20 protein-coding genes are annotated in these 22,899 nt (G+C 64.8%); 5 read left to right on the top strand and 15 right to left on the bottom strand.

Going from position 1 to position 22,899, the window contains the following annotated elements:
• Positions 1 to 2: 2 nt before the first annotated feature.
• The 3 genes from ctaC to ABIA70_RS15035 form a co-directional block, all read right to left on the bottom strand.
• Positions 3 to 875, bottom strand: a complete 873-nt coding sequence (ctaC, locus tag ABIA70_RS15045) for an aa3-type cytochrome oxidase subunit II (RefSeq protein WP_354148381.1) — start codon at positions 873 to 875, stop codon at positions 3 to 5.
• Between the two features lie 186 nt (positions 876 to 1,061).
• On the bottom strand, positions 1,062 to 1,451 hold the full coding sequence (locus tag ABIA70_RS15040; RefSeq protein WP_354148380.1) for a HesB/IscA family protein: 390 nt from the start codon (positions 1,449 to 1,451) through the stop codon (positions 1,062 to 1,064).
• 180 nt (positions 1,452 to 1,631) lie between these two features.
• On the bottom strand, positions 1,632 to 3,074 hold the full coding sequence (locus ABIA70_RS15035; protein WP_354148379.1) for a dipeptidase: 1,443 nt from the start codon (positions 3,072 to 3,074) through the stop codon (positions 1,632 to 1,634).
• Positions 3,075 to 3,128: 54 nt separating this feature from the next.
• On the opposite strand from ABIA70_RS15035, the gene ABIA70_RS15030 reads away from it, so the two are divergent.
• On the top strand, positions 3,129 to 3,731 hold the full coding sequence (locus tag ABIA70_RS15030; protein WP_354148378.1) for a DUF3043 domain-containing protein: 603 nt from the start codon (positions 3,129 to 3,131) through the stop codon (positions 3,729 to 3,731).
• A 191-nt stretch (positions 3,732 to 3,922) separates the two neighbouring features.
• Here the strand turns inward: ABIA70_RS15030 and ABIA70_RS15025 are convergent, their stop codons facing one another.
• Positions 3,923 to 5,005: a quinone-dependent dihydroorotate dehydrogenase gene (locus ABIA70_RS15025; protein ID WP_354148377.1), complete on the bottom strand. Its 1,083-nt coding sequence runs from the start codon at positions 5,003 to 5,005 to the stop codon at positions 3,923 to 3,925.
• A 73-nt stretch (positions 5,006 to 5,078) separates the two neighbouring features.
• On the opposite strand from ABIA70_RS15025, the gene ABIA70_RS15020 reads away from it, so the two are divergent.
• Both ABIA70_RS15020 and ABIA70_RS15015 read left to right on the top strand, forming a co-directional pair.
• A complete protein-coding gene (locus ABIA70_RS15020) occupies positions 5,079 to 6,170 on the top strand; it encodes an alpha/beta hydrolase (RefSeq protein ID WP_354148376.1) in 1,092 nt (363 codons plus the stop codon).
• Entirely contained in the window at positions 6,167 to 7,282 is a 1,116-nt protein-coding gene (locus tag ABIA70_RS15015; protein WP_354148375.1) for an alpha/beta hydrolase, read from the top strand. The genes ABIA70_RS15020 and ABIA70_RS15015 overlap by 4 nt, the downstream gene beginning before the upstream one ends.
• On the opposite strand, the gene ABIA70_RS15010 is transcribed toward ABIA70_RS15015, so the two are convergent.
• From ABIA70_RS15010 to leuA, 3 genes are all read right to left on the bottom strand, one after another.
• Positions 7,195 to 8,067: an isoprenyl transferase gene (locus ABIA70_RS15010; protein WP_354148374.1), complete on the bottom strand. Its 873-nt coding sequence runs from the start codon at positions 8,065 to 8,067 to the stop codon at positions 7,195 to 7,197. The two genes, ABIA70_RS15015 and ABIA70_RS15010, sit on opposite strands and share 88 nt — an antisense overlap.
• Before the next feature lie 2 nt (positions 8,068 to 8,069).
• Positions 8,070 to 8,822 carry a DNA repair protein RecO gene (gene recO / locus ABIA70_RS15005; protein WP_354148373.1) on the bottom strand — a complete coding sequence of 251 codons (753 nt, stop codon included), beginning with the start codon at positions 8,820 to 8,822 and terminating at the stop codon, positions 8,070 to 8,072.
• Between the two features lie 84 nt (positions 8,823 to 8,906).
• Entirely contained in the window at positions 8,907 to 10,646 is a 1,740-nt protein-coding gene (gene leuA, locus ABIA70_RS15000) for a 2-isopropylmalate synthase (RefSeq protein WP_354148372.1), read from the bottom strand.
• Positions 10,647 to 10,897: 251 nt separating this feature from the next.
• Between leuA and ABIA70_RS14995 the strand changes: the two genes are divergently transcribed.
• Positions 10,898 to 12,850, top strand: a complete 1,953-nt coding sequence (locus ABIA70_RS14995; protein ID WP_354148371.1) for a M13 family metallopeptidase — start codon at positions 10,898 to 10,900, stop codon at positions 12,848 to 12,850.
• Positions 12,851 to 12,964: 114 nt separating this feature from the next.
• Here the strand turns inward: ABIA70_RS14995 and ABIA70_RS14990 are convergent, their stop codons facing one another.
• The 5 genes from ABIA70_RS14990 to ABIA70_RS14970 form a co-directional block, all read right to left on the bottom strand.
• Positions 12,965 to 14,545: an LCP family protein gene (locus tag ABIA70_RS14990; protein WP_354148370.1), complete on the bottom strand. Its 1,581-nt coding sequence runs from the start codon at positions 14,543 to 14,545 to the stop codon at positions 12,965 to 12,967.
• 99 nt (positions 14,546 to 14,644) lie between these two features.
• On the bottom strand, positions 14,645 to 15,619 hold the full coding sequence (era, locus tag ABIA70_RS14985) for a GTPase Era (RefSeq protein WP_354148369.1): 975 nt from the start codon (positions 15,617 to 15,619) through the stop codon (positions 14,645 to 14,647).
• Complete coding sequence (locus ABIA70_RS14980) at positions 15,603 to 16,934, bottom strand: hemolysin family protein (protein WP_354148368.1); 1,332 nt, start codon at positions 16,932 to 16,934, stop codon at positions 15,603 to 15,605. Before ABIA70_RS14980 ends, era begins: the two co-directional genes overlap by 17 nt.
• Entirely contained in the window at positions 16,931 to 17,404 is a 474-nt protein-coding gene (gene ybeY / locus ABIA70_RS14975; RefSeq protein ID WP_354148367.1) for an rRNA maturation RNase YbeY, read from the bottom strand. Before ybeY ends, ABIA70_RS14980 begins: the two co-directional genes overlap by 4 nt.
• Positions 17,401 to 18,492: a PhoH family protein gene (locus ABIA70_RS14970; RefSeq protein ID WP_354148366.1), complete on the bottom strand. Its 1,092-nt coding sequence runs from the start codon at positions 18,490 to 18,492 to the stop codon at positions 17,401 to 17,403. Before ABIA70_RS14970 ends, ybeY begins: the two co-directional genes overlap by 4 nt.
• Before the next feature lie 373 nt (positions 18,493 to 18,865).
• Between ABIA70_RS14970 and ABIA70_RS14965 the strand changes: the two genes are divergently transcribed.
• Entirely contained in the window at positions 18,866 to 19,819 is a 954-nt protein-coding gene (locus ABIA70_RS14965) for a GerMN domain-containing protein (protein ID WP_354148365.1), read from the top strand.
• Here ABIA70_RS14965 and ABIA70_RS14960 read toward each other — a convergent pair.
• From ABIA70_RS14960 to hrcA, 3 genes are all read right to left on the bottom strand, one after another.
• The gene (locus ABIA70_RS14960; RefSeq protein WP_354148364.1) at positions 19,806 to 20,597 is read right to left on the bottom strand and encodes a 16S rRNA (uracil(1498)-N(3))-methyltransferase; all 792 of its coding nucleotides are present in this window, start codon (positions 20,595 to 20,597) and stop codon (positions 19,806 to 19,808) included. The genes ABIA70_RS14965 and ABIA70_RS14960 overlap by 14 nt on opposite strands.
• Before the next feature lie 2 nt (positions 20,598 to 20,599).
• Complete coding sequence (gene dnaJ / locus ABIA70_RS14955; RefSeq protein ID WP_354148363.1) at positions 20,600 to 21,727, bottom strand: molecular chaperone DnaJ; 1,128 nt, start codon at positions 21,725 to 21,727, stop codon at positions 20,600 to 20,602.
• Positions 21,728 to 21,802: 75 nt separating this feature from the next.
• Positions 21,803 to 22,816, bottom strand: coding sequence for a heat-inducible transcriptional repressor HrcA (hrcA, locus tag ABIA70_RS14950; RefSeq protein WP_354148362.1), 1,014 nt, complete (start codon positions 22,814 to 22,816; stop codon positions 21,803 to 21,805).
• Positions 22,817 to 22,899: the final 83 nt, after the last annotated feature.

Here is a 22,899-nt window from a genome sequence, read left to right as displayed (position 1 = left end):
CCTTACTTAATTTCGTTCAGGTTAGGGTTGCGGTCGTACTCTTCGCCGAGGAGGCCAACATTGCCGGCTGACCGGAGCTCGTCCATGTGTGCCTGGAATTCAGACTCCGACACCACCTTGACGCGGAACAGCATTTCGGAGTGGTACTCGCCACAGAGTTCGGCACACTTGCCGTCGTACGTCCCCTCTTTGGTGGGGGTAAACCTGATGTAGTTGGTCTTGCCGGGGATCATGTCGCGCTTCTGCAGGAAGGCGGGTACCCAGAAGGAGTGGATCACGTCGCGTGCATTGAGCTCGAGGTCAACGGACTTGTTGACCGGCAGGTAAAGCGTGGGGAGCTTTTCCTTGTCGATCGTGTTTCCGGTCAGGTGAGCCTGTTCACCGGCTTCGTAGACGTCTTCTTCGATGACGTCGCCGGCCTTGTAGTTGAAGTCCCAGGCCCACTGCTTGCCGCGGACGTCAACGACGACGTCGGCAGGCTTGGAACGGTCATCGATGGCCTGCTGGTCGCGGTCGGTGAAGTAGAAGAAGACCAGGACCATGAAAATCGGGATGGTCAGGTAGAAGACTTCCAGCGGCAGGTTGAAGCTGGTCTGGCGCGGGAAGCCTACGGTCCCCTTGCGGCGCCGGTAGGCAACGATGCACCAGATGATCAGGCCCCAGGTAATGGTGCCCACAACCAAGGCAGCAATCCATGAGTTGACCCAGAGGTCCATGATCCGGTCGGTGTTACTGGTGGTGCCACGTTCAGTGGGCAGCCACCCTCTCTCTACCTCTGGCGAACATCCAGTCAAAACCAACGCGCCGGCGATTGCCAAGGCTGAGATCGTAGTGATCGTTGTGCGTCGGCTGCCGGTTCGGTTCTGCGAACTCACAGACGGCCCTTCCTACTTGTTGCTGGAGCCCGGCAGGCAAAAAGCAGTCCCGGGCACACTAAAAGTTTTACTACTCGGTGTAGAGCTTACCGCTCCGCCGGGCGTTTCGCCCACATGTCGGCGCCGTGGCTCCGTGCCGTTAATCAGGGACGGAGGAGCGGCGCCGGCATCGGGCGAAAAGACCGGTCAGTGGAACGAATCACCGCAGGCGCAGGAGCCGCCGGCGTTGGGATTGTCGATGGTGAAACCCTGCTTCGAGATGGTGTCCTCGAAGTCGATGCTGGCGCCGCTGAGGTAGGGCACGCTCATCTTGTCAACAACGACCTCGACGCCGTCGTAGTCACGGACGGCATCGCCGTCGAGCAGCCTCTCGTCAAAGTAGAGCTGGTAGATCAGTCCCGAACATCCGCCGGGCTGGACAGCAACCCGGAGGCGAAGGTCGGTACGGCCTTCCTGTTCGAGAAGACTGCGTACCTTGCCTGCGGCAACGTCGGTCAGCTTGACCTCGTGGGCAGCCAGTTCATCACTGACGGCGCTGGTGGTTTCGGTGCTGTTCTCATTGGTTGCGGTGCTCATTGGCCTACCTTCTTAGGACGGGTCCTGGCGGTGCCACCTGGGAGGCACCTGCCCCTACGGATACGGTACGGGCTATAGCTACATGCTACTTCGGTCAGGCGTGTAGCTCTAACTGCTGGCGTAACCATGAGTGGACGCTGATTGTTCCCTGCGGCAGCAGACATCGCCGCCAGCGTGGTCTCAGGCCAGGCCTTCGGCGTTCAACCGGGCCAGGAGCAGGGCCTCGGCCACCACCGCATTCCTGAAATCACCGATATGGAGGGACTCGTTGGCGCTATGGGCGCGCGAATCCGGGTCCTCGACGCCGGTAACCAGGATCTGGACGTCAGGATAGAGCTCTGTCAGGTCCGAGATGAAAGGAATCGACCCGCCAATGCCCATCTCCACCGCAGGTACTCCCCAGGACTCGCCGAGGGCCCACATGGCAAGTTCCGCAGCTTTGGACGCAGTGTCGGTAAGGAACGAATTGCCGCTCTCACCCGGGGTGAATACCACTTTTGCGCCGAAGGGCGCGTTGGCTTCAACGTGGCGCCGCACAGCGTCCATCGCGTCGGCGGGCACCTGGCCCGGTGCCAGGCGGAGGCTGAACTTGGCGCGTGCCCGAGGCAGGAGCGTATTTGAGGCAACGTCAACTGCCGGCGCATCAAAGCCGATGATCGACAGTGCGGGCTTGGTCCACAGACGCGACGCAATGCTGCCTGTTCCGGCCAGCCGCACGCCGTCCAGGACCGAGGAGTCGGCCCGGTACTCCGCTTCAGTGAGGTCTACGGCCACGTTGTCGGTGGAAACCAGACCTTCGACCGCCACGTTGCCTTCGGCATCGTGGAGGGTGGCGATGAGCCGGGACAGCAGGGTGGGAGCGTCGAGCACGGGGCCGCCAAACATCCCCGAATGGACTGCGTGCTCAAGCACCTGGACCTCGATGGTTCCGTCCACGAGGCCCCGCAGGCTGGTGGTCAAAGCGGGAATGCCCACCTTCCAGTTGCTTGAATCGGCCACAACGATGACGTCCGCCTTCAGCAGTTCGCGGTGAGTCTCCAGGAAAGGTCGGAATGTTGGCGAGCCCGCTTCCTCCTCGCCTTCGATGAAGAACGTCACCCCAATGCCGAATTCGCGGCCCAGCACTTCGACGGCGGCACTGTAGGCGGCCACATGGGTCATGATGCCGGCTTTGTCATCTGCAGCCCCACGGCCATAGAGCCGGCCGTCACGCTCGACGGCGGTGAACGGCTCTGATTCCCACAGTGCCGGATCGCCCGGCGGCTGGACGTCGTGGTGGGCGTACAGGAGGATGGTCGGCTTCCCGGCGGCGGCCTGGCGGCGTGCGACGACGGCGGGCCCGCCGTCGGTTCCGTCCGCCTTCTGACTGCGCAGAACCTGGACTTCCTCAAGTCCTGCCGCGCGGAGCAGCTCCGCCGCTGCCTGGGCGCTGGCTTCCAAGGGAGCGGGATCGAAACTGGGCCAGGCTATCCCGGGGATGGCCACGAGCTCCTTGAGCCGGGCCATGGTGGTGTCGAAGGACCTGGTGACGGACAGCCGGAGCGCGGCCGTATCAATGGTGACAGCAGGGCGGGGGTCGGAGCTGCCGGCAGGGCGCGGGGTGTCCGCTGGAGAGGAAGTCATGGCGATCACAATACCCGCGCCGAATCTCCGCAGGCCGCAAGGTATTCTGTTGAGGTGTTCGGACGTAAAAAGGAAGCGCCAACGGCGCAGCAATCAATAGACCAGCAGGCTGCTGAAGCGGCCGCCCGGCAGGATGCCGCGTTCGGCAAGGGTGCACCCACCCCAACGCGCAGGGCCCAGGAAGCAGCGCGGAAGCGGCCCCTGGTGCCGGAGGACCGCAAGGCATCGAAGGCTGCTGAGCGCCAGGCCATCCAGGACCAGCGGACCAAAATGCGCCAGGCACTGGACACTGGTGACGAGAAGTTCCTGCCCCTGCGTGACAAGGGCCCGCAGAAGCGTTTCGCCCGCGATTATGTGGATGCGCGCTTCAGCCTGGGTGAATACCTTATGTTCGGGGCCCTGGTGTTCGTTATCATTTCGCTGATCGTCCCGGCCTCCAGCGAGCAGATGATTTATGTCCTCGGCGGCTTCTGGGTGATGTTCTTGGCTGTTTTCGTGGACGTGTTCATCCTGTCCCGGCAGCTCCGCAAGAAGCTGGCCGCCAAGTTCGGCGAAGTGGAGCGCGGCACCGTCTGGTACGGCTCCATGCGCTCCCTGCAGTTCCGCAAGCTGCGGCTGCCCAAGCCGCTCGTGAAGCGCGGCCAGTACCCGTCCTGATGTACGTGCCCGGGCTCAGCCCGCGGCTCACTGGCGATCTTCAATCAACAAACCCCGGCGGTCTTCCGCCGGGGTTTTTTCGTCGTTGCCCTCAGGCAGTTGCCTTCAGGCAGTTGCCTTCAGGCAGTTGTCGGCAGTCAGTTGGCTGCAGCCAGTTGCCGGCAGTCTGTTCCACTGCCGGCTTTCCGCGCTCAGCTGCCCTTTTTGCCGGCCCGCGCCCTGCCCAGCTCCCGGTTGATCCGCGCGGCCCAGAAGGGCCCTTCGTAAAGGAAGGCGGTATAGCCCTGGACCAGGGTTGCTCCAGCGTCCAGCCGCTCCTGCACATCGTGGGCGGTCTCCACGCCGCCAACGGCGACGAGGGTAAGCGCATCCCCGGTGGCTGCCTTGAGCCGCCGGAGGACTTCCAGCGACCGCTGTTTCAGCGGCGCACCGGAAAGCCCGCCGGCGCCGCACTCGGCAACTTTGCTGGCCGGCGACGTCAGCCCGCTTCGGCCAATGGTCGTATTGGTGGCGATGATTCCGTCCAGCTTAAGGTCCAGTGCCAGCCGGGCGACGTCGTCGATGTCTTCATCGCTGAGGTCCGGGGCAATCTTCACCAGCAACGGCACGTGCCGCCCTGCGGCCCGGTCGGCTTCCTCCCCCACCGCCGTCAGCAGCGGGCGGAGTGACTGGACATCCTGCAGGAGTCGAAGTCCGGGAGTGTTGGGTGAACTCACGTTGACCACCAGGTAGTCGGCTGCCGGGGCGAGGCTCCGGGCACTGATGAGGTAATCAGCAACGGCGTCGTCGAGTTCCACCACTTTGCTCTTGCCGATGTTCACCCCGATCACCGGGCGGACGTTGGGGTGTCTGCGCTGCAGGGCAGCGCGGGCCGCCTTGAGGCGCGGCTCGACGGCGGCCGCGCCGTCGTTGTTGAACCCCATCCTGTTGATCACGGCGCGGTCCTGAATCAGCCGGAACAGGCGAGGCTTCCCGTTGCCCGGCTGTGCCTGGCCGGTGATGGTCCCCACTTCCACATGGCCGAAACCCAGCTCGGTGAGGGCCTCGATGCCAAGGCCCTCCTTGTCGAATCCTGCAGCGAGACCGAACGGTGACGGGAAGGTGACCCCAAATGCCGTGGTCTGCAGGGACGGCGCCGGTGCGGTGAACCTCGCCAGGACGCGGCCCGCGCCGGAAGCATGGACGAGCTTGATCCCCTTGAATCCGATCTTGTGGGCGCGTTCGGCGTCCATCCATGAAAAGGCCAGCCTGAAGAATGTCGGATATACGCGCATGGCTCTAGTTTTCCGTCTTGGCCGGTCCAGACCAAACCGGGCAGCTGCGGTGCCGCCCGGTTAGCATAAAACCATGACCTGGCAGCCAGACATCCTCGGCGAAGGCTTCGAAGCCTGGACCTTTCATGCTGCCGGTGCCGACGGCGTTCAGCGGACTGCCACGCTGGTGCGTTTCCGCGCCGTGGAGCGGTCGGAGGAACGGTCCCCGGAGCAGCGCGCAGAGCAGCCCGGGGAACAGCAACAGGCGCGACCTGAACTACCGCGCCTGCCACGCAGGACAGTCCTGTTCCTGCACGGCTGGAGCGATTATTTCTTCAATGTTGACCTGGCTGAATTCTGGACCCGCAAGGGATACGGGTTTTATGCGCTGGACATGCATAACCACGGGCGCAGCCTCCGCCCGGACAGTCCCGGCGGTTACGTGGCCAACCTGGCCGATTACGACGCCGAAATTGAGCACGCCATCGAGCTCATCCGTGCCGATGCACACCACATCGAACCGGCCGGCCAGTCAGTGCCCGCTTCGGATGAGTCACTGTTCCTGACGCTGATGGGACATTCCACCGGCGGTCTGGTGGCGGCCTTGTGGGTCAGCAGGCACCCCGGCACTGTTTCACAGCTCGTGCTCAACAGTCCCTGGCTGGAAATGCATGGCAGCTCGCTGGTCCGCCGTGCAGCATCGACCATGGTGGGACCGGTGGCGCGCTTCCGCCCCGAGGCAGTCCTTCGCCTGCCCGAACGGGGTTTCTACTGGCGCACCATCAGCAGTTCGGCGGAGGGCGAGTGGGCACTGGACGACAGGTTCCGGCCTCCGATGGCCTTCCCGCTGAGGGCCGGCTGGCTGAGTGCCGTCCTGTCCGGCCACGCCAGGGTGGCCCGGGGCCTGGCCATCGATGTCCCCATCCTGGTCCTGCTCTCGCGCGGCAGTGCCAACGGGCCGTTCTGGACCGAGGAAATGCGGCGGACCGACGCTGTCCTGGACGTCAATATCATCGCTCTCCGGGCGCTGACTCTGGGGCGTACCGTCACGGTGGAGCGGATTGAAGGTGCCCTCCACGACGTCTTCCTCTCCCCCGCCAGGATCCGGGCGGACGCTTATGCCAGGCTTTCCCGGTGGCTGCGGGCCTACGGGTCCCCTGGCGACGAACCGGAAGGCAGCGCATGACCCGGGCGGGCAGTGACGCCCGGCCCGGCAGCGCCGTGGTCCCGGCCACTGGCACGTCACGGGACCTCTGGGCCGAGGATTTCCTGGGACCGGACTTCCAGGTCCGCGAACTGCCGCTTGCCCCCGACGACGAAGGCGAGGTGGTTGCCAGCCTTATCCGGTGCGCTGCGAGGCCCGCCAGGGCGCCCGGGCAAAGTACCGGCAATCACGATGCTTCCCGCGTCACGGTGGTGCTTTACCTGCACGGTTGGGCGGACTACTTTCTCCAGGCCGAACTCGCCCGGCACGTGGCCGGCGAGGGTATCCATTTCTATGCTTTGGACCTCAGGAAGTTCGGGCGCAGCCTGCGGGGCTGGCAAACCCCCGGCTACGCTACGGACCTGGCCATGTACGACGAGGACCTGGCAGCCGCGCTGGCGGCCATCAGGGACGACGTCGCGCATCTGACGGGACCGGGCCGGGCGCCCGCGGTCCACCTTTTGGCCCATTCCTTCGGCGGGCTTGTTGCGGCCACATGGGCAGACCGTCATCCAGGCGCACTGTCAACGCTGATCCTCAATGCCCCCTGGCTGGAACTGCAGGGCAGCGGCCTGGTCAGGAATATTGCCATGCACCTGGTGGAGCCCGTTGCCCGCTCCGATCCCCGGCGTCCCTTCCATTTTCCCGAGATGCCCGGCTACTGGCAGAGCATGAGCAGCGACGCCCACGGCGAGTGGCAGCTTAATCCGGTGTGGCGGCCGGCGTCCTCGTTCCCCATCAGGGCGGGCTGGGCAAAGGCGGTCCTCGCCGGCCACTCCGAGATTGCCCGGGGCCTGGACATCACGGTCCCCGTATTGGTGTTGCTTTCAGACCGGACCAGGATCCAGGCCGAATGGACCGCCGAGCTGATGCATGTGGATGCTGTGATCGACGTCGAGGAAACCGCAGTGCGGGCACTCCGCCTCGGCCGGAGGGTTGCGGTGTTCCGCTATCCGGGTGCGATGCACGACGTGTTTCTCTCCTTGCGGCGGATCCGCGAGGAGGCTTACAGGGACGTTGTACGCTGGGTGCTGTCCTGCTCTTCGGAGACCGCTGCCTCTGCCGGGACCGCAGCGTCGACGGCGCCACCGTAACGCCGGTCCCGCTGCGCGTAGATCTCCACGGCTTTCCAGAGTGTCCGGCGGTCCACATCGGGCCACAGCGTGTCCATAAAGACGAACTCCGCGTACGCCGACTGCCACAGCAGGAAGTTGGACAGCCGCTGCTCCCCCGAACTCCGCAGGAACAGGTCCACGTCGGGCAGGTCGGGTTCGTCCAGGTACTTCTGGATGGTTTTCTCGCTGATGGCTCCCGGCTTGAGCCGGCCGGCCGCAACCTCGGCGGCGATCGCCGTCACGGCATCCGTTATTTCGGCCCGCCCGCCGTAATTAACACACATGTTCAACGTGCAGGTGCTGTTGCCGGCTGTGAACTCCTCAGCCTCTTCGAGTTCGCGGATCACCGAACCCCACAACCGCGGCCGCCGGCCGGACCAGCGGACCCGGACGCCCCATTCGTCCAACTGGTTGCGCTGCCTGCGTAGCACGTCCTTGTTAAAACCCATCAGGAAGCGCACCTCTTCGGGTGAGCGCCGCCAGTTTTCGGTGGAGAATGCATAAACGCTCACGTACTCAATGCCGAGCTCAATGGCTCCGGCCATGACGTCCAGGAGGGCCGGCTCACCGGCCTTGTGGCCCTCGATCCGCGGCAGGCCCCGCTGGTTGGCCCAACGGCCGTTACCGTCCATGACGATGGCGACATGCCGCGGGACTAATTCTGCCGGGATGGCCGGGGCAACTGCACCGGAAGGATGGGGATACGGCGCCACCACGGGGGTGGTCCGCTTCCGCGAAGGAATGTGTTTTCTTCCCAGTGCCACTGTCAGCTACGCTCCACATGTTTGAGGGATTTGAGGACTCGCTCGAGGTGCCACTGCAGATAGGCGGCCACCAGGCCGGCACCCTCCCTGCGGTGCGGCTCCTGCGAGCTGTCCGCCGTCGTCCAGTCCCCCGTCAGCAACGCCGCCAGCAGGCTGACGGTCTCAGCCGCAGGAGCAGGCGAGCCGGGGGGCCGGCAGTCAGCGCAGACCATGCCGCCGATGGGCGCGGAAAACGCTGTGTGGGGGCCTTGCCGGCCGCAGCGCGCACAATCTGTAAAACTCGGTGCCCACCCGCCGGTGGAGAGGGCACGCAGCAAATAGGAATCGAGGATCAGCCCGGGCGCGTGTTCAGCGCGGCTCAGGGACGCCAACGCGCCTACAAGTAGGTTGTACTGGGCAGTTCCGGCCTCACCGTCGACGTCGGTCAGCTTCTCCGCTGTTTCGGTCATCGCCGCCGCGACGGTGTAGCTGGCATAGTCGGCGGCGATACTGCCGCCGTAGGCACCCTTGGCGACGGCCTGGGTGACAATGTCCAGCGTCCGGCCGGACACGAGCTGAAGGTCGGCCACCATAAAGGGCTCCAGCCGGGCGCCGAATTTGCTGCTGGTCCGGCGGACGCCCTTGGCGACGGCGCGGATCTGGCCGTGATGCTTGGTCAGCAGCGTGATGATGCGGTCAGCCTCGCCCAGCTTGTGCGTCCTGAGCACGACGGCGTCATCGCGGTATGAGCGCGAGGCAAAGGATTGTTGGACCACGGTTAATCTTCGCACTGTCTCCCGGAAAGCCGGCAATCCCGGCGCGTTGCGTGCCGGGAACCCCGGCACGCAACGCAACCGGGATCAGGCGCGGGAGTCCCGGATGGCGCGGTTGACGGCGGAAATGACTGCCTTCAACGAGGACATGCTGGTGTTGGCGTCGATGCCGACACCCCACAGGACCCGCTCCCCCACGGCACATTCAACATAGGCCGCTGCCAAGGCGTTCCCGCCTTCGGAAAGGGCGTGCTCGCTGTAGTCCAGGACGCGGACGTCCATGCCGTCCTCGCGCAGGATGCTGAGCAGTGCGGCGATCGGCCCGTTTCCGGTCCCGGTCCGGCGGACCTGGACCCCGTCCACCGTGAGGTTGGCGTGCAGCGTCATGCCGCCGTCTTCATCGGTTTCGGTACTGACCGCACCCAGGGCGTAGCGGCCCCACTGCCCGTCAGCCTGGCTAGAGGGCAGGTACTCGTCCTGGAATGCCTGCCAGAGCTGGGCGCCGCTGACTTCGCCGCCCACCGTGTCGGTGCGCTTCTGGATGACGCCGGAGAATTCCATCTGGGCGCGCCGCGGCAGGTCCAGGCTGTGCTCGTTCTTGAGCAGGTACGCCACACCGCCCTTGCCGGACTGCGAGTTGACGCGGATGACGGCCTCGTACGTGCGGCCCAGGTCCTTGGGGTCAATGGGCAGGTAGGGGACTTCCCAGTTGTAGTCCGAAACCTCCACACCGGCTGCCGCGGCGTCCTTCTCCAGCGCTTCAAAGCCCTTCTTGATGGCGTCCTGGTGCGAGCCGGAGAATGCGGTGAAGACCAGGTCCCCGCCGTAGGGTGACCGTTCGGCGACCGGCAGCTGGTTGCAGTACTCGACCGTGCGCCGGATCTCGTCGATGTTGGAGAAATCGATCATCGGGTCAATGCCCTGGACAAACATGTTCAGTCCCAGCGTGACCAGGTCAACGTTGCCGGTCCGCTCGCCGTTGCCGAACAGGCAGCCTTCGATCCGGTCCGCGCCGCCCAGGTAACCCAGCTCGGCGGCAGCCACGCCGGTGCCCCTGTCGTTGTGCGGGTGCAGGGACAGGATGATGCCCTCCCGCGGGTGGAGGTTCCGGCTCATCCACTCGATGGAATCGGCGTAGACGTTCGGGGTGGCCATCTCCACGGTGGCGGGCAGGTTGATGATCACCTGTTTGTCGGCCGAGGCTTCGAAGACATCGGCGATGGCGTTGCAGACCCGAACGGCGTAATCCAGCTCCGTGCCGGTGAAGGATTCCGGGGAGTATTCGTAGGTGACGTGCGTGTCAACGAGGGTTTCCTCGTACTTCCTGCACAGCCGCGCACCCTGCAGTGCGATGTCCAGGATTCCGTCCTGGTCCTGGTTGAACACGACGCGGCGCTGCAGGACGGAAGTGGAGTTGTACAGGTGGACGATCGCCTGCTTGGCCCCGACCAGGGACTCGTAGGTCCGCTCGATCAGGTGTTCGCGGGCCTGGGTCAGCACCTGGATGGTGACGTCGTCCGGGATGCGGTTGCCCTCGATGAGCTGGCGGACGAAATCGAAGTCCGTCTGGGACGCGGAGGGGAAACCGACTTCGATTTCCTTGTAGCCCATGCCCACCAGCAGTTCGAACATCTTCATTTTGCGTGCCGGGCTCATGGGGTCAATCAGTGCCTGGTTTCCGTCACGCAGGTCCACGGCGCACCAGCGGGGGGCCTTCGTGATGACTTTGTCCGGCCAGGTCCGGTCCGGCAGTTCGACCTTTATCAGGTCCTGGAACGGGCGGTAACGGTGGGCAGGCATTCCTGAGGGCTTCTGTGCGTTTCGCATTACAATCGGGCCTTTTCTATGGTTCTTCTGAAAGGGAGGCCGGGCAACACAAACTCCGCGACGAGGATGGGCCTGCGCTAGATCGCGTCTGAGGCCTCGCCGCGGCAGCTAAGAAGGAGGAGCTCTGCGCGCACCATTTGAGAGTAACACGCGTGCGTAAGATGGAGGAGCTACAACTCCTGTAACGTCCACCATGCAGACGCCGCACCGGTGCCAGCGCCGGCAGCGGCACGTCACACTAAGGAGCTTTCGTGCCCATCTCCGGGATCGACTTGTCCAACATCGACCACACCGTCCGGCCGCAGGATGACCTTTACCAGCACGTCAACGGCGCATGGCTCAAAGCCACGGAGATTCCTGATGACCGCCCGTTGGAGGGGACCTTCACTGCCCTGCGGGACGGAGCGGAACTCGCGGTCCGCGGGATCATCGAAGAAGCGGCGGGCAAAGGTGAAGCGGCCAGCGGCATAGAACGCAAAGTAGGCGAGCTCTACAACAGCTTCATGGACGAGGCCACCGTGGAGGCCAAGGGAATGGAACCGATCCGCGGGCGGCTGGCCGAGGTTTTTGCCACACGATCGATTTCCGAGCTGGTTGCGCTGGCCGGCAGGCTGTTCCGCTCGGACGTCTCCGGACTTTTCTACATCTACCCGGCACCGGATGCAGGTAATCCGGACCGTATCCTGCTCTATACGGGCCAGGGCGGCCTCGGCCTGCCGGACGAGTCCTATTACCGCGAAGAGAAGTTCGCCCCAATGGTCAGCTCCTACACAGACCATGTGCGGACCATGCTGACACTGGCGGGCATCGAAGATGCTCCCGCCGCGGCCGCCCGCATTGTTGCCCTCGAAACCAGCCTCGCGTCCCACCACTGGGACAACGTGACCCTGCGGGATCCGCAGAAGACCTACAACCTCAAGTCTGCCGAGGAAGCAAGTGCCCTGTTTCCCCTCCTCGGCACGTGGTTCGACGCCGCAGGAATCGACGCCGGCAAACGCCAGGAAATCGTGGTCAGCACACCGGACTTCTTCAGCGGAGCCGCGGGGCTTCTCGAGTCCGAGCCGTTGTCCGGCTGGCAGGAATGGCTGGCCCTGCGGGTCATCAATGCCGCTGCACCGTATCTCTCCTCGGAGTTTGTGGACGCCAACTTTGCGTTCTACGGAACCACCCTCAGCGGCACTCCCCGGAACAAGGACCGCTGGAAGCGTGGCGTCGCCGTCGTCGAAGCCGGACTGGGCGAAGCAGTCGGGCAGATCTACGTCTCAAAGCATTTCCCCGAGTCGCACAAGGCCCGCATGCAGACTCTGGTGGCCAACCTGATCGAGGCCTACCGGCAGAGCATCACGGCTTTGGAGTGGATGGGTGAGGAAACGAAGGCCGAGGCCCTGCGGAAACTTGAGGCATTCCGCGCGAAGATCGGCTACCCGGACGAGTGGATCGACTACTCCGCGGTGGAGACGGACCCCGCCGACCTGCTGGGAAACGTCGAGCGCGCCCACAACGCCGACGTCGACCGCCACCTGGACGAGGTGGGCAAGCCGGTGGACCGCAACAAGTGGCTGATGACACCGCAGACGGTGAACGCCTACTACCATCCGATGCTCAACGAGATCGTCTTTCCGGCCGCCATCCTGCAGCCGCCGTTCTTCACTGCGGACGCTGATGACGCGGTCAACTACGGCGGTATCGGCGCCGTGATCGGGCACGAGATCGGGCACGGCTTTGACGACCAGGGCTCCCAGTTCGACGGTAGCGGCGCCCTGCGGAACTGGTGGACTGAGGAGGACCGCAAGGCGTTCGAGGCACTCACTGCCAGGCTGGTTGCCCAGTTCGAGGTGTTGTCCCCCTACGCTGCTCCCGGGCACACGGTGAACGGCAAACTGACCCTGGGGGAAAACATCGGCGATCTTGGCGGCCTGACGATTGCGTACAAGGCTTATCTCCTCAGCCTCGACGGCCAGGAGCCGGAGGTGCTGGACGGACTCACCGGGCAGCAGCGCTTCTTCGCCTCCTGGGCGGCCGGCTGGCGGCAGGTGATCCGCCCGGAGGAAGCAATCCGGCGGCTCGCCACCGATCCCCACTCCCCCAACGAGTTCAGGACGAACGCCATCGCCAAGAACCTGGACGCGTTCCACGAAGCGTTCAGCGTGACGGAACAGGACGGCATGTGGATGCCGCCGGAGGAACGGGTCAGCATCTGGTAGGCAGTTCCCGGCACGAAGAAAAAGGGGCCGGGCCGTATTGGCCCCGCCTCTTTTGTGCATTCCCCAAGCTGCTTCTGTGCACTCCCCCAAGCCGCTGCGGACTGCCGGAAGCTGTCAGTCCTGGACGATGAGTTCCGGGTTGGCCTGCTGGCACACCTTGTCCCCCGCCGTCTGGTTGACGATGTCCTCCGGCAGTGCCGCGACGGCTCCATACGAGGTGCCGGATGGAAAGTCCGTCCCAAGGTAGACCTGGACGCCCGGAATGACCGGGGCAGGCTGCACCTGTGCGGCCGGGATCCCCAGCAAAGCGGCCACGTCCGCGGCGACATCGGCGAAGTCCGGCCCGTAGTAGATAACCGACTGCGCCACCGGGGCGGCCGCGAACTGTCCTGCCTGCGTGAACCCGCCTGCAATCAGGGCCTGCACGATTTCCTGAGACCGTCCGGTGACACCGGTGCCGTTGGCCACAGTGACGGGCTGCAGGGCCTTGTTGTAGGGGGCTGCGGGCGGGACTGTTTCGGTGGGGACAGCCGATGGGCCCGTCGTTTCCGTTGGCTCCGGTGACGGCGTGGCAGGGGCTGTGGGATCAGTGAGGTCCACATCCCCGCGGAGCGCCGCGAACAACTGGGATCCAGCCGGCTCCGCGACCTGCAGCCGGTTGGGGTCCGTCACGGCCGGCGTGGTGGGAACGGCCACAAACGCAACCTTGCTGATGTCGATATTCTTGAGCCGGTTCCCAATGGTGACCAGTGAAGGAACCGAAGCCAGTCCGTTGTCCACCGTCAGGTTCTGGGTGACTACATCCGCGATCTTGAGCATTTTGGCGGGGTCCGAAAGGGTGCCGTCGTCCTTGATCTTGCGGGTGAGGGAGGACAGGAAGCCCTGCTGGGCCTTGATGCGGCCGAGATCGCCGCCGTCGGCGAATGCATGCCGGGTCCGCAGGAAGGCCAGTGCCATTTCGCCCTGGACAGCAGACGTGCCGGCCGGCAGCCGGAGCTGTGAGTCGGGGTCGTAGACGGCGTCGCTGATGCAGACGTCCACTCCGCCCACCGTATTGGAGAGTTCTTTGACGGCGTTGAAATCGGCCATCATGAAGTGGTCAACCTCCAGGCCGGTCAGCTTATTGACTGTGTCGACGGCGCAACCGATGCCTGCTTCGCCCATGGCTTCATTGATCATGACGCCGCTGCGTGCCGGGTAGACCCGCTTCGTCTCAGGGTCCGTGCACTGCGGGATGTCAACCAGCAGGTCCCGCGGGAAACTGATGACGCTGACGCGCTTGTTGTCCGCCGAAATGTCCATCAGCATCATCACATCGGACTTGCCGTAGCCCGTTGAGTCGTCCGGGCCGCCGTACCCTGAGTTCTTTCCGTCCCGGGTGTCCGAGCCCAGGATCAGGATCTGCATCCTGTCAGAGGAATCGTTGACACCGTTCGCGCTGCCGTCACCGGCGCTGAGGGGTGCGGTGGTGATGTTCGACTGCAACCGGAAGTACCAGTAGCCGGCAAAGCCGAGGCCACCGACCACCAGGACGGCCAGGACCGCGGCAGTCACTTTAAGCCAGCCCGGCATCCGGCGATGGGATCCGAGGTGCCGGGCGACGCCCACGGCAGTGTCATCCGCGTGCCGGGAGACCGGACCGTTTCCGGCTGCTGAGTCGGCTCCGTACTCGCGTTTGTCGCGGCCTCGCCCCATGTGGTGTGTACCTTCCTCTTAAATCTGAATCCGGCCCATTTTAGTTGCCCATGCTGGGAACTTCCCGGTGACCGGCCGGGCGGGGCGATTATGACCGGGTCAGAACCCCAGCTTGACCAGCTGTTTGGGGTCGCGCTGCCAGTCCTTCGCCACTTTCACGTGAAGGTCCAGGTAGATGCGGGCGCCGAGCAGGGCCTCGATCCCCTTGCGTGCGTTGGTACCGACTTCCCGGAGCCGGGCGCCGCCTTTGCCGATGATGATGGCCTTTTGGGAAGGACGTTCCACATAGAGATTGACCCGGACATCGAGGAACGGACGGTCTTCAGCCCGGCCCTCACGCGGGACGATCTCATCGACGACCACGGCAAGGGAGTGCGGCAGTTCATCGCGGACGCCTTCGAGGGCGGCTTCCCTGATGAGTTCGGCGATCATCACCGCTTCCGGTTCATCCGTTAGGTGCCCTTCAGGATAGAGCGGGGGCGACGGCGGCATGTGGCCTATCAGCACATCGGCCACCGTGCTTACCTGGAAACCGTCAGTGGCAGAGACGGGCACGATGTCCTTCCAGCCGTCTTCGCCCAGGACCTCCCGGCCGAGCGCCGCGACGGCGAGAAGCTGTTCTGTCAGTCCTTGACGGTCAACCGTGTCCGCCTTGGTCACCAGTGCGATGACCGGTTTCCCGCCCAGGGCAGCAAGCTGCGCGGCGATGTATTTGTCGCCGGGGCCGATTTTTTCGTTGGCAGGAATGCAGAAGCCGATCGCATCAACCTCGGCAAGGGTGTCCGCAACGAGGTCGTTGAGGCGCTTGCCCAGCAGCGTGCGGGGGCGGTGCAGGCCAGGGGTGTCAACCAGGATCAGCTGGGCGTCGTCCCGGTGGACGATCCCCCGGATGGTGTGCCGGGTAGTCTGCGGTTTGGCGGAGGTGATGGCTACCTTCTGGCCCACCAGTGCGTTGGTGAGGGTGGACTTTCCCGCGTTCGGACGCCCCACCAGGACAGCAAAGCCGGCCCGGTAGCCGCCGAAGTCCTGGTCTTCGGAATTCCGGTTGGCCGGTGGCCTATTTTTCTTGTTCACGTGAAACTCCCTGCTGGGTTGCTTCCGCCTCGTCGAGGAGGTCTTCAAGGTCAGTGTCTGCTTTTGGTGCTGGTGCGGCAATGATGTGGCTTACCCGGTTGCGCCGGCCTTCGAGCCTCTCGGCGCGCAACGAGATACCGCCGACTTCCACGCTGCTTCCCACGATCGGTACCCGGCCCAAAACCTTGGCCAGCAGGCCGCCAACGGTGTCCACCTCGTCGTCGTCGAGCTCGATATCGAAAAGTTCGCCGAGATCGTCGATGCTCATCCTTGCGCTGACGCGGTAGGAGCCATCTCCGAGGGCGACGGCCTCGGCGCTCTCGGTATCGTACTCGTCCACAATCTCGCCGACGATTTCCTCGATGAGGTCCTCGAGCGTGACGAGGCCGGCCGTGCCGCCGTATTCGTCGATGACGATGGCCACGTGGGTGGATTCCTTCTGCAGTTCCCGCAGCAGATCGCTTACCGGCTTGGACTCAGGGACGTAGCGCACTTCGCGGGCCAGGGCTTCGACCGGGGGCTGTTCGTCGTCGGGCCCCAGTTCGTGCAGCGTCGCGGCGACATCCTTCAAATAGACAATCCCCAGGATCTGGTCCGTGTTGTCACGGATCACGGGCATCCGCGAGTAGCCCGAGCGCAGGAACAGCGACATCGCCCGCCTGAGGCTTGAGCCGGCGTCGATGGTCAGAATGTCCGTCCGGGGTACCATGACGGCGCGTACCAGGGTGTCCCCGAAGTCAAAGACGGACTGGATCATTTCCGCCTCGGTGTCCTCGATCATGTCCGATTCGGAGGCCCGGTCCACAAGTTCGCGGAATTCCTGTTCACTGAAGAATGCTTCATCGCCTGCGGGCGCACCAGGAGCGGCAGCACTTCCCAGGGCCACGAGCCAGCCGGGGATGGGGCCAAGGACCCACGTCAGGGACCGGATCAGGCCGGCGGTGGAGCGGACAACGGCTGCCGAGTGGAGCCTGCCGATCTGCCGCGGCGAAACCCCGACAATAACGAAACCCAGCAGGGCCATGATCCCGGTTGCCGCAAGGCCGGCGAGCCAGATGTTGTCGAGCAGGCTGTGCAGCAGGACTGCGACGGCCACGGCAGAAGCCATCTCGAACCAGACACGCCAAAACCTCAAAGCCCGGATGTGCGCCACCGGCTGGGCGAGGATGCGCTTCATGGCATTGCCGCGGCTCTTCAGGAGCGCCTCTTCGGCGTCGTGCCGGGGAAGGTAGGTAAACGCGGCCTCCGCCGCGGTCAGGAGTGCAGCAGTACTGAGGAACGCCAGGGCCATGCCAACAAGGAGCAGGGGCGTCACTGCGTGGTCTCGGCGGGTGCGTCTTTGCCGGTGAATCCCGAAAGCAGCTGGCGCTGGAGGCCGAACATTTCTTCCTTCTCCTCCGGCTCGGCATGGTCGTAGCCGAGCAGGTGAAGGATCCCGTGAGTGGTCAGCAGCAGCATTTCGTCCTGCAGGGAGTGGCCTGCGTTCTTGGCCTGGACCTGCGCCACCTGCGGACACACCGCGATGTCCCCCAGCATCCCTTGCGGCGTGGGCCGGTCCGGGGTGCCGGGAGTCAGTTCATCCATGGGGACGGAGAGCACATCGGTGGAGCCCGGCTCGTCCATCAGCTCGATGTGGAGCTTCTCCATGGCGGGTTCGTCCACCAGGAGGATGGAGAGTTCAGCCTGAGGATGGATGTAGAGCTGCTCAAAGATGAACCGGGACAGGGCCACGAGCTCCGCTTCGTCCACCTCGATGCCGGATTCGTTGTTCACCTCGATGCTCATGCGTGTTCCCCGCGCTTCTCGCGGCTGACCGAGTGCTTGACCTTGCTGCGCTGGACATCGTCCCACAGGCTGTAGGCACGGACGATGTCACCCACCAGGCGGTGCCGCACAACATCGGTGGAGTCCAGGACCGTGAAGTTAACGTCCTCGATTCCCTGCAGGATTTCTTCCACAATCCGCAACCCGGAGCGGGTGCCGAAAGGAAGATCCACCTGGGTGACGTCTCCGGTGACAACCATTTTGGAGCCGAAGCCCAGCCGGGTCAGGAACATCTTCATCTGCTCGGGCGTGGTGTTCTGTGCCTCGTCCAGGATGATGAAGGCGTCATTGAGCGTCCGCCCACGCATGTAGGCGAGCGGCGCCACCTCGATGGTCCCGGCGGCCATCAGGCGCGGGATGGACTCGGGATCCATCATGTCGTGGAGTGCATCATAAAGCGGCCGCAGGTAGGGGTCGATCTTGTCGCTCAGGGTGCCGGGCAGGAAGCCGAGCCGCTCACCCGCTTCAACCGCTGGCCGGGTCAGGATGATCCGGCTGACTTCCTTCTGCTGCAGCGCCTGGACCGCCTTGGCCATGGCCAGGTAGGTCTTGCCGGTGCCTGCGGGCCCTATTCCGAAAATGACGGTGTTCGCGTCGATCGCGTCAACATAGTTCTTCTGGTTGAGGGTTTTGGGCCTGATGGTTTTTCCACGGCTGGACAGGATGTCATGCGTCAGGATGTCCACCGGGTTCTGCAGCGACTGGGACTGGCTGCGGAGCAACGCCACGAGCTGCTGCAGAACGGCGGGGCTGATGACCGTGCCACGGGCCACGAGGCCGCGGACTTCGTGAAGCAGCCGCATGATGCGGGGCACCTCGGTGGCCGGACCGCTGATGGACAGCTCGTTCCCACGGACATGGAAGTTCACGGAGGGGAACTGCTCCTCGATGAAACGCAGGGCCTCGTCATGGCTGCCGAGCGATTGAACCATCTGATCGGAGTTGTCAAAGAGGACCACCTCCGTCCGGACACCGGGAAGTGAGTGCGGGAATTCTCCGGCGGCGCGGTCGGTGTTCAGCCGGCGCTTTCCGTTCGCTGATTCAGTCATGGTGCTGGCCCGCAGGCCCGTGGTCCCCTCCAGTTCGAATTTACCTGCCGACGGCTCCTGTGCGCGCGGCCTGTTGCCGAGTACGCAGGAGCCAGCGGACTCCCTCCATCTTACGCCAGCAGGCACTGCCCGGTGGCGCGGGGGATGCCTCCGGACGGGAGGGCGTCACCGGCGATTCGGTCGAGCCTTCCCGTCATTAGGTATCAACTTCATATCGGGCTCATATCGTTCCCGTTGCAGTTGGGCATCAGCGGCGTACTTGGGCTCATTTGGCATGGTCCGCCGTGCAATGCTGGAAATCCAAGCCGTCCGGGGACCGGCTCGGAAGGCGCACGCCGCATTTACCGCAACCAGGAAGGACAGGGTCACCAGAGTGCCGGAAACAACGACGCCCCTTCGTGCGGCACCTGCCCTGCGGCGGTTCCGACTGCGGGTAATCCTGGGTCTGTTCCCCGCCCTCCTGCTGCTCAGCGGCTGCATTGCAGAGCCCGGCCCCGAAGCCACGCTTCCGGGAAATTCCACTGCCGCGGCATCGGGCTCCCCTGGTGCCCCGTCCACCAGCGCACCGCTGGAAACCACGCAGTCCTCGAACAAGGCTCCCGTCTATTGGATTGGCCGCAGCAACGGCAACGTTTTCCTTTACCGCGAGTTCCGCGATGTGCCGGAGCAGGACAATCCTGTGACGCGGGCCCTGCGCGCCATGATGTCCGAAAAACCGCTGGACCCGGATTTCTTCACTCCGTGGCAAAACCCGGAAAAACTGGCGTCGTCCATTTCGGGCAAGAACGTGATCACGGTTGACCTCTCCGAGGATGCCTTCAACAGCAATCTCGACGCCGATATGGCTGTCCGCGCAATTCAGCAGCTGGTCTACACGGCCACGGCGGCCGCGGCCAGCTCCGGCCTGATCGACTCCGGCCAGCAGATCCAGGTCCGGGTACTGGTGGACGGTCACACGGACTACGTGGCGTTCGACCACGTCCAGCTGGGTGACCCGATGTCACGTGTCGCCGGGCTGGTAGCTCCCGTGTGGATCATCGACCCGCAGGAAGGGACGGAGATCGCCGGCGGCAGTGTCAAGATCACCGGCCGCAGCACCCTTGCGGGCGGCAAGCTCGCCTGGCAGATCCTCCGGGTGGAAGGAAACGGGGACAAAACGCCTTATCTGACCGGGGAGACAACGGCCGGGACTGAAGCCGCGCACTCCGGACTCTTCACCCTTGCCCTCAGTCTTTCCGCGGGCAAGTATGAGCTCCGCGTCGCGCAGGTGGACGCCGGAAACGGCCAGGAGCTGAACGTGGACACCCGGAACTTCAGGGTCGGTTAGCGCTCCAGCGTCCGAGGACATCGCTGGCCAGCACTACTGCGGCGGGCCCGGCTGTGGAGGACCTCAGGACGTGGTGTCCCAGCAGGGCCGTCACGGCGCCGGCGTCGCAGAGCCTCGTGACTTCGCGCGGGCTGATACCGCCCTCCGGGCCTACGATCAGCAGGATTTCCAAGGGGCCGGGCCCGGGATCCGCCTGTTGCCGCGATTGCCACGCCTCCAGGACGGACCGGAGCGGCCGCACTGCGTCCTCGTGGAGGATCACTGCCAGGTCCGCGGCCGCAACGGCGGATGCAAGGCCCGGCGTCTCGACGGCGGCACGCACCTCGGGGATCCAGGCGCGCCGTGCCTGTTTGGCTGCGGCGGTGACCACCGACTGCCATTTGGCGTGGGCTTTGGCCGCACGCTCACCTTTCCAGCGCACAATGGACCGTTCCGACTGCCAGGGGATCACGGCGTCGATCCCCAGTTCTGTGGCCGTTTCAATGGCCAGCTCATCGCGGTCGCCTTTGGCCAAGGCCTGGACCAGCACCAGCCTGGCGTCGGGCCGATCCTCCACGGCCAGCGCGCCGCATTCCACCGTGAGCTCGGCAGGAGAGGCAGAGACAACTCTTCCGGTCAGCCGTTTCCCGGCGCCGTCGGCGATGTCCACCGGTTCGCCCGCCGTAAGCCGCTTCACGGTCACGGCGTGGCGCGCTTCAGGACCCTCAAGGACAAACAGGGCGCCGGGCGTCATATGGTCCAGCGCCCCGGCACCGCTGAAGAAGACGGGATTGCTCACCGCTACAGGTTACCGAACCGGTCCCGCAACTTGGCGAACACGCCGCCGCTGACGGCCAGCTTGCCCTCGGTGAACTGTTCTCCGCGGAGCTTCGCCAGCTGACGGAGGAGGTCCTCCTGCGCGGCATCCAGCTTTGCCGGTGTCTCCACCTGGAGGTGGACCATGAGATCGCCGCGGCCGTACCCGCGCAGGTGGGTTACCCCCAGGCCGCGGAGCGTGATGATTTCGCCGGACTGCGTTCCTGCCTTCACGTCGATCTCCTGAAGCCCGTCAAAGGTCTCCAGTGAAAGCTCAGTGCCCAGGGCGGCGGCGGTCATCGGGATATTCAGCGTGGCGTGGAGGTCGTCGCCGTCACGGGCGTAGGTGGCATCGTTGTTGACGCGGATTTCGACGTACAGGTCTCCGGCCGGCCCGCCGGCGGGGCCTGCCTCGCCCTGGCCCGAGAGCTGGATGCGGGTACCCGTGGCCACACCGGCCGGCACCTTGATGGTGAGTGACCGGCGGCTGCGGATGCGGCCCTGGCCGTTGCACTCGTTGCAGGGGTCCTTGATGACCGTTCCGAAGCCTTCGCAGCTGCCACACGGAGCCGCCGTCATGACCTGGCCGAGGATGGAGCGGACGGCGCGCTGGACCTGGCCGCTGCCGCCGCAGATGTCGCAGCGGACGGGGTGGCTGCCCTCGCGGCAGCAGGATCCGTTGCAGGTGGGGCATGTGACAGCTGTATCGACTTCAAGCTTCTTGTTCACGCCGAACACGGCGTCGCGGAGTTCGATCCGGACGCTGATGAGCGCATCCTGGCCGCGGCGCACGCGGGATGCCGGACCGGCCTGGCCGCCGGCCCCGAAGAAGGTGTCGAAGATGTCCTGGAACGCGAAGCCCTGGCCGGCGTAGCTGCCGCCGCCGAAGCCGTTGTCGGTGCCGTTCTCGTTGCCGGTGGTGTCATAGACCCGGCGCTTCTGGGGATCCGAAAGCACCTCGTAGGCGTGTGTCACGGCCTTGAAGCGGTCCGACGCATCGTCCCCGGGATTGACGTCCGGGTGAAGTGTGCGGGCCAGCTTGCGGTAGGCCTTCTTGATCTCTTCTCCGGTGGCTTCCGGCGAGACCCCGAGGACGTCGTAGTGGCTGCTCAAAGTTCGTATCTCTTCCTTGTTGTACGCCAGGCAGCCGGGCTGCCTGCACTGCTCTTGGTGCCTGGACCGGTGCTGCTACGGGCCCAGAATTCGTGAAAGGTAACGGGCTACTGCCCTGACGGCGGCCATGGTGGTGGGGTAGTCCATCCGGGTGGGGCCCAGAATACCGATCTTGGCGGTACTGTCGGGCCCGTAGCCCGTGGCGACCACGGATGCTTCGGCCAGGCCGTCGTAGGGGTTCTCGCGGCCGATGCTGACGGTCACGCCGCGCGGATCCTGCGCCATTTCGCTCAGGAGCCTGAGCATCACCACCTGCTCCTCCAAAGCCTCGAGGACGGGGCCGATACTCAACGGGAAATCCACATTGGACCTGGCGAGGTTGGCAGTTCCTGCCATGACCATACGGTCTTCCCTGCTGCTGTGGGCGAGTGTTTCCAACCCCTGCGCCAGTGCCTGCGCAGCTGCCCGCTGGCCGGGGCCTACCGACGAAACCACTGCCGGCAGGGACTGCGTCAGGAGGCTCAGCGGCGTGCCCGACAGCGACCCGAGGAAGTGGGTCCGCAAACCGGCGATGGCGTCCTCGCCCAGGTCCTGGCCGACGTCGGTCACCCGCTGCTCCACTTTGCCGGTGTTGGCAATCAGGACAACCAGGACCCGTCGCGGCGCGAGGAGGACGAACTCGATGTGGCGGATGGTGGCACGGCTGAGGTGCGGGTACTGCACAACGGCCACCTGGTTGGTCAACTGCGACAGCAGCCTGACCGTCCGCTCCAGCACGTCATCCAGGTCATCTGAGCCTTCCAGCAGCGACTGGATGGCGCGGCGCTCCGCGGCGGAAAGCGGTTTGACCGCCGAAATCTGGTCCACGAACAGCCGGTAGCCCTTGTCGGTGGGTATCCGGCCCGCGCTGGTGTGCGGCGCTGTGATCAGGCCCTCGTCTTCGAGCGCCGCCATGTCATTGCGGATCGTGGCGCTGGAGACGCCCAGGTGATGGCGTTCCACCAGGGCTTTGGACCCCACGGGCTCACGGGAGTGCACATAGTCCTCCACGATGGCACGCAGTACTTCAAGTTTGCGCGGCTCGCTCACACTCCACCTCCATCTACGGGTCACGGCCTGTCCGGCCGGGCCGCGGGCGTCCCCTGGTCCTGACGGACGGGGCGGTCAGGACG

The organism is Arthrobacter sp. 754 (genome assembly GCF_040548695.1).
Taxonomy (GTDB): Bacteria; Actinomycetota; Actinomycetes; order Actinomycetales; family Micrococcaceae; genus Arthrobacter.
The sequence above is the reverse complement of the archived record's forward strand: the minus strand, read 5'-3'. Positions and strand labels throughout refer to the sequence as shown.